Annotated in this window: 6 protein-coding genes; 3 read left to right on the top strand and 3 right to left on the bottom strand. The window is 52.2% G+C overall.

Annotation, left to right across the window (positions count from 1 at the left end; all coding sequences use genetic code 11):
- Positions 1-56 precede the first annotated feature (56 nt).
- Both gltX and NG346_RS07125 read left to right on the top strand, forming a co-directional pair.
- Positions 57-1,589, top strand: coding sequence for a glutamate--tRNA ligase (gene gltX, locus NG346_RS07120; RefSeq protein ID WP_262288514.1), 1,533 nt, complete (start codon positions 57-59; stop codon positions 1,587-1,589).
- Between the two features lie 36 nt (positions 1,590-1,625).
- Positions 1,626-2,897, top strand: coding sequence for a 3-deoxy-D-manno-octulosonic acid transferase (locus NG346_RS07125; RefSeq protein WP_262279851.1), 1,272 nt, complete (start codon positions 1,626-1,628; stop codon positions 2,895-2,897).
- Positions 2,898-3,034: 137 nt separating this feature from the next.
- Here the strand turns inward: NG346_RS07125 and NG346_RS07130 are convergent, their stop codons facing one another.
- From NG346_RS07130 to NG346_RS07140, 3 genes are read right to left on the bottom strand one after another with little or no spacing between them, the layout of a single operon-like run.
- On the bottom strand, positions 3,035-3,556 hold the full coding sequence (locus NG346_RS07130) for a nitroreductase family protein (RefSeq protein WP_262288515.1): 522 nt from the start codon (positions 3,554-3,556) through the stop codon (positions 3,035-3,037).
- Positions 3,557-3,575: 19 nt separating this feature from the next.
- Positions 3,576-4,766 carry a MalY/PatB family protein gene (locus NG346_RS07135; RefSeq protein ID WP_262288516.1) on the bottom strand — a complete coding sequence of 397 codons (1,191 nt, stop codon included), beginning with the start codon at positions 4,764-4,766 and terminating at the stop codon, positions 3,576-3,578.
- A 6-nt stretch (positions 4,767-4,772) separates the two neighbouring features.
- Positions 4,773-5,624, bottom strand: a complete 852-nt coding sequence (locus NG346_RS07140; RefSeq protein WP_262279854.1) for a DUF3737 family protein — start codon at positions 5,622-5,624, stop codon at positions 4,773-4,775.
- A 665-nt stretch (positions 5,625-6,289) separates the two neighbouring features.
- On the opposite strand from NG346_RS07140, the gene rhaM reads away from it, so the two are divergent.
- The gene (gene rhaM, locus NG346_RS07145; protein WP_262279855.1) at positions 6,290-6,607 is read left to right on the top strand and encodes an L-rhamnose mutarotase; all 318 of its coding nucleotides are present in this window, start codon (positions 6,290-6,292) and stop codon (positions 6,605-6,607) included.
- Positions 6,608-6,937 lie beyond the last annotated feature (330 nt).

The raw sequence follows: 6,937 nt of genomic DNA on the forward strand, positions 1-6,937 counted from the left end.
AATACGTTAAAGCCGAAAAAAAGTATTACTTTTGCAAAAAATAATATTTCATAGGCATGTCTGAAAGAAAAGTAAGGGTGCGTTTTGCGCCCAGTCCAACCGGACCTTTACACATTGGCGGCGTGCGCACCGCTCTTTATAACTATCTTTTTGCCCGCCAGCATGGCGGTGAACTGGTGTTCCGTATCGAGGACACCGACTCACACCGTTTTGTTCCCGGTGCTGAGGAATACATTCTGAAAGCGTTCAGATGGCTCGGAATCAAGTTTGACGAAGGCGTGAGCTTCGGTGGAAGCCACGGTCCTTACCGTCAGAGCGAGCGCCGCGAGATCTACAAGAAATACGTCGACCAACTGCTGGAGGCCGGCAAGGCTTACTATGCCTTCGACACACCCGAGGAGCTGGAGGCCAAGCGCGCCGAGGTGAAGAACTTCCAATACGACGCTACCACACGCATGCAGATGCGCAACTCGCTGACCATGCCCGAGGAGCAATGGCGGAAGCTCATTGACGACGGCGTACAGTACACCGTACGCTTCAAGGTGGAGCCGGGCCAGGAGATCCATGTCAACGACATGATCCGCGGCGACGTGTGCGTCAAGAGCGACATCCTCGACGACAAGGTGCTCTACAAGAGTGCCGACGAGCTACCTACCTATCACCTGGCCAACATCGTCGATGACCATCTGATGGAGATCACCCACGTCATCCGCGGCGAGGAATGGTTGCCGAGTGCACCGCTCCATGTGCTGCTCTACAAGGCTTTTGGCTGGGAGGATTCCATGCCCCGCTTCGCCCATCTGCCGCTGTTGCTGAAGCCGGAAGGCAAAGGCAAGCTCAGCAAGCGCGACGGCGACCGTCTCGGTTTCCCCGTTTTCCCATTGGAGTGGCACGATCCCAAGACAGGAGAAGTCAGCTCGGGCTATCGCGAAAGCGGCTACTTCCCCGAGGCTGTGGTCAACTTCCTGGCTCTGTTGGGATGGAATCCTGGCACCGACCAGGAGATCTTCTCACTCGACGAGCTCGTCAAGGCTTTCGACATCACGAAATGCTCGAAGAGCGGCGCCAAGTTCGACTATCAGAAAGGTATCTGGTTCAACCATGAATATATCCTGCGCAAGAGCGACGACGAGATTGCTCGTCTCTTCGCGCCTATCGTTGCCAACAACGGCGTGGACGAGAGCTTCGACCGCGTAAAGTTCGTTGTGCACATGATGAAGGACCGCGTGAGCTTCGTCAAGGAGCTGTGGCCACTGTGCTCGTTCTTCTTCATCGCTCCGACGGAATACGACGAGAAGACGGTGCGCAAGCGCTGGAAAGAATTCTCTACCCAGCAGATGAGCGAGCTCATCGACGTGCTGGAAGGCATCGACGACTTCTCTATCGAAGGCCAGGAGCCTGTCGTGGAGAAGTGGATTGCGGACAAGGGCTACAAGATGGGCGACGTGATGAACGCCTTCCGCCTCGCACTCGTCGGTATCGGCAAAGGCCCGGGCATGTTCGACATCTCGGCATTCCTCGGCAAGGAGGAGACCATCAAGCGGTTGCGCAAAGCCATTGCCACGCTTTCACCCGACTTCAAGAAATAAGTTAGCGTCCCAGGCGAACGCATCAAACCACCGTTTATGTATCAGTTTGCAATTTATGTCTACCTCCTTGGAGTGGTCATCGCCAGTCTCTTCAGCAAAAAGGTGAGGAAGATGTGGCGAGGGGAGAACCAAGCCCTCGACATTCTCCGCAAGCAGGTAGATCCCAATGCCAAATACATTTGGGTTCATGCCGCCTCTCTTGGAGAGTTCGAACAGGGACGCCCGCTGATGGAGCGCATCCGCAAGGAGCATCCCGAGTACAAGATCCTGCTCACCTTCTTCTCGCCTTCGGGCTACGAGGTGCGCAAAAACTATCAGGGAGCTGACATCATCTGCTATCTCCCGCTCGACACGATCCGCAACGCACGGCGCTTCCTGCGCACGGTGCGACCGGTGATGGCGTTCTTTATCAAGTATGAGTTCTGGTACAACTATCTCCACATACTCCGTCATCGTGGCGTGCCGACCTACAGTGTGTCGAGCATCTTCCGTCCTGACCAGATCTTCTTCCGCTGGTATGGCCGCAGCTATGCCAACGTGCTAAAGTGCTTCACCCGCTTCTTCGTACAGAACGAGGAGAGTCAGCGTCTGCTTGCCGACATCGGCATCACCGACGTGGAGGTGGTGGGCGACACACGCTTCGACCGCGTGGTGGAGATCAAGGAAGCTGCCAAGCAACTGCCGATTGTGGAGTCGTTTGTCCACGGTGTGCCTTCGCTGGAGTGGCAGAAAGAGGGCGGCGAGCCCAGACAGTTGCCGATGGTCTTCGTCGCCGGTTCGTCATGGCCACCCGACGAGGACATCTTCATCCCATACTTCAATCAGCACAAAGAGTGGAAGATGATCATCGCCCCGCACGTCATCGGCGAGGACCATCTCAAGCAGATCATCTCCAAGATCGAAGGCAAGGTCGTGCGCTACACCGAGGCGACAACGGAGAACGTAGCTGACGCCAACGTGCTCATCATCGATTGTTTCGGTCTGCTCAGCAGCATCTACCACTACGGCTCTGTCGCTTATGTGGGTGGCGGCTTCGGTGTCGGCATTCACAACACGTTGGAAGCCGGCGTATGGGGAGTGCCCGTCATCTTCGGTCCCAACAACAAGCATTTCGCCGAGGCCCAAGGCCTGCTGCAATGCGGTGGCGGACTGGAGATCCACAACGACGGAGACTTCAACCGCATCATGCAGGTGTTTACCGAGCATCCCGAGGACATCGCCCGCGCCGGCAACAGCTCGACTAACTATGTCTCCAACTTGTGCGGAGCAACAGACAAGATACTGGAATCCGTGGAAAAAGGATTCTAAACCGCTAAGAGTACGGTAGTCTTCGGACTACACAAAAAAAGCCCACTCGACCGAGTGGGCTTTTTTGTTTCTATATGTCAAGAAGCTAATTTCTGCCTTTTGCTTCTTTGATGACAATATTTTTTGGCTGGGACTTTTTACTTGATGACTCTGCTATATCCTTCCTTGCGTGGCTTGCCGGGACGCGGAGCAGCAGCGGGATAACCGAGAGCCAGAGAGCCGACGCCAACCAGTCCGTCGGGCAGCCCCCACTCCTTCATCAAGGCCTTTACGTCGTCGCGCGCTGACATCTTGTCCACACGGTTGATCCAGCATGAGCCCAAGCCAATGGAATGGGCGGCGAGCATCATCGTGCCCAACACCAGACTGCCATCCTTGACATTGTTCTCATTGTCCTTGGAAGCAAAGACATAGACCTGCGTGGGCGCGCCATAGAAGGGATCACTCGTCGTGCCCATGATCTCAGCATTGGCCTTTGACAGCGCGGCACGCTGCTCTGGATTCTGCACGGCCACGATCCAAGGATCCTGACTGCCATGACCTGTCGGTGCCCAGGTACCAGCCTCCAACACCGTGCTCAACTCCTCATCCTTAACCTGTTCAGTCTTGAACCGGCGGATGCTCCTTCTCTCCTTAATGGCTTGCAATACTTCGTTCATATCTGTATCTGTTTACTTTTTACATTGGACATCCATACTCATGGTCATCGTTGGCATACTGACCCAGCACACGGCCCAGTCGCACGAGTCCCTGCTTGAGTGTCTCGCGCGGACAAGCCAAGTTGAGCCGCAGATAGCCCTCACCGGCTTTCTTGCCGTAGAGCGTGCCGCTGCTGACAAAGACACGGCCATCGTGCAACAACTGCTGAGTAGCCTCATCAGACGAAAGCTCATAGCACATGATGTCGAGCCAGGCCAGATAAGTGCCTTCCATGCGGATGACCTGTATCTGCGGCAGTTCATCCAGTACGAAGCGCTTCAGATACTGATAGTTGTCCCACACATACTGGTTCATCTCGTCGATCCAGTCGCCGCACTCGTTGTAGGCAGCCTGAAGGGCAATGACACCAAAGGGATTGACGTCGCACACCTCATATATATTAATGACGCGGTCGATGCGTCGGCGCCACTCGTCGTTCTTGCAGATGACATTGGCGATCTGCAAGCCCGCGATGTTGAAGTTCTTCGAAGGTGAGTTGAGCGTCACGCTGTTGTCTTCGTCAACGAGGGCGAAGGGTGTGAAGTGATAGCCCGGCATGATGATCTCGCAATGGATCTCGTCGCTGATGACCTTGACATGATGCTTGCGGCAGATGTCCGCCATGCGTTGCAGTTCCTCTTTGGTCCATACGCGGCCACAAGGGTTATGAGGATTGCAGAGCAGAAACACCGTCGTCTTCTCGTCGGCGCACTTACGCTCAAAGTCTTCGAAGTCGATACGATAGGTGTCGCCTTCCCGCACAAGCTCATTCTCAAGCACCTCGCAGCCCTGGTTGCGGATGGAAGAGAAGAAGCAGTTGTAGGCCGGCGTCTGCAACAGCACTTTCTCGCCGGGCAACGTAAACGCCTTGATGGCGCAACTCACAGCGGGCACCACACCGGAGGTGTAGAGGATCCAGTCTTTCTCGATATGCCAGTTGTGGCGACGGTCGAACCAGTTGATGACTGCCTCGTAATAGCTATTCGGCACGAGCGTATAGCCAAACACGGGATGCTCCATGCGTTTGCGCAGCGCCTCTTGTATCGGCGGTGCCACGGCAAAGTCCATGTCAGCCACCCACAACGGAATGACATCGTCCTGCTTCACCAAGTCCCACTTATAGCTGTTGGTACCACGGCGCGGCACCACTTTGTCGAAATCGTATTTCATGCTGCTTTACTTGTCTCCTCTCTTTCTGATTTCACACTCGTGTCCTTTCGCAAACTCATTGTAGGTCACGCTTCCGATCTCGTCAGCAACGATGCGCCCTGAGATAGGATTCTTCACATTGGTGATCGCGCCCTTGATGTCGGCATCGATATTGGAGCAGTCCTCAAAGGCACGGTCGCAGGCCTTGTCGAAGGTGCAGTCCACCAGGGTGACATGATCCATGTAGCACAGCGGCTGCTCGCCGCTGATATGGCAGCGCACCAGTTTGATGTTCTTGCTGTGCCAAGCCAGGTACTCGCCGTCGAGCTCCGAGTCGTAGACAGTGACGTTGTTGCACTCCCAGAAGCTGTCCTTCGTGGTGATCTTGGCGTTGTGCACCTCCACGTTCTCGCAATACTGGAAGACATACTTAGCGTCGGAGGTCAGCCCGTCGACATATACATTCTTGCAGAACATGAAAGGATAGGTGCCCTGATGCAGGGTGACGTTCTTGACTTTCAGTCCGTCCACGCGCCAGAATGTCTCATCGGCATCGTTGATGGTGACGTTCTCCAGTTCCAGGTTGTGCATCTCGCGGAAGAACTTCGGGCCGTCGATGACGCAGTCCTTCATCGTCATGTCGTTGCTGTACCAAATAGCCGAGCGGCTCTCGGGAGCGAAATAGCAGCTCGTGATGAGACTGCGGTCTACGTGCCACCAAGGATACTTGCCATAGAACTTGCTGTCGTGACACTCCAGATCGTGACAGCACTTGATGCCCGACTCACCGTCGGTGATGGTTATATTCTCCAGCACAGTGTCGTGGGCACCGAACAACGGACGCTCACCACCGAAACTCAAATCGTGTATTCTATCCATAAACTTCTAAATCTCAGGGTTTGTTTGTGTATATGTGTTATCGCTTACAAAGTTACAAAGATTATGCCAAACAGGAAAGAACTACAGTAAAGAACCACGGGGGAAAAGCCAAATAAGGTTAGGAAAAAAGGAATAAGGGGCAGAAGCATTCGTGTTGTTTCGTGGTGAGACAATGCTGCTTTCATGGTACAGGCACGTTGGTATGATGTCCCCTTCATGGCGTTATGATGTCCCCTTCATGGTGGTTTCAATGTTGTAATCCTATAGAAAAAGATCATTTCCTACGCAGAGAAAGCTCTTTTCCTACGTAGGAAATGATCTTTTCCAAGCTTGAAAATTAAAAAAGAAAAATCAGTCTTGTGTACTGTTGTGTACTGATTTTGGTTGACAGTTTCGTTTGTTATTCCTAACTTAGTTTACACTTCATTTTTCTTGGTCAGACAAGACCACAAAGATTCTTTTGTACGCGATTACCGAAAAAGCGGACGATTACCCAGTGGCCAATTATCATAGAATTGCTATTTTTGCAGTAAGCCAACAAAACAACGAAAAGGCAGACTTCATCATTGACAAATGAGGAATGCACTTGGAAAGCAGTATGCACATCAACTCAGCCGATGACATTGTCAACCCGGCGGTTGCAAGATAACAAAAACAAAACTGTTATGAAAAGATTCGCTTTTAAGATGTACCTGAAACCAGGTTGTGAGAAAGAGTATGCCAAGCGCCATGCCGCCATCTGGCCGGAACTGAAACAGATGATCAAGGAGGCCGGCGTGAGCAACTACAGCATCTTTTGGGACAAGGAGACCAACACCCTCTTCGCTTACCAAGAGTGCAGCAAGGACACCAACAGCCAGGATACCTCCGATGTAGACCCCATCACACAGAAATGGTGGGACATGATGGCCGACATCATGGAGGTCAACCCCGACAACTCGCCCGTCACCATCCCCATCGAGGAGCTGTTTCACATGGACTAATCGGAACTGTCTTTATCTTCTTTATTGACAAAAGTATGTTCGCCACAAGTCTAAATCCAGAATTCCTTGTGGCAAGCGGGCACAAAAAGACGCCGGGCATAACTGTTCAGCGAAAGATTTATGTGAGTATTTTATCTCAAGAATTTGAGAATAGGGTGTCAAGTTTGTGTATAACTTCATAGCCACTTTAAGGGGCTAATTTATAGTTTTTTACGCATTATAATATATTACCAATAAGTAAATATATATTAACTTTATTTCTTTGTTTATCTTGCTGAAAATCAGTACCTTTATAGTGTAATTAAGATATATAACTGTAAAGATATGACT

This window comes from Hallella absiana, from assembly GCF_025457485.1.
Taxonomy (GTDB): Bacteria; Bacteroidota; Bacteroidia; order Bacteroidales; family Bacteroidaceae; genus Prevotella; species Prevotella absiana.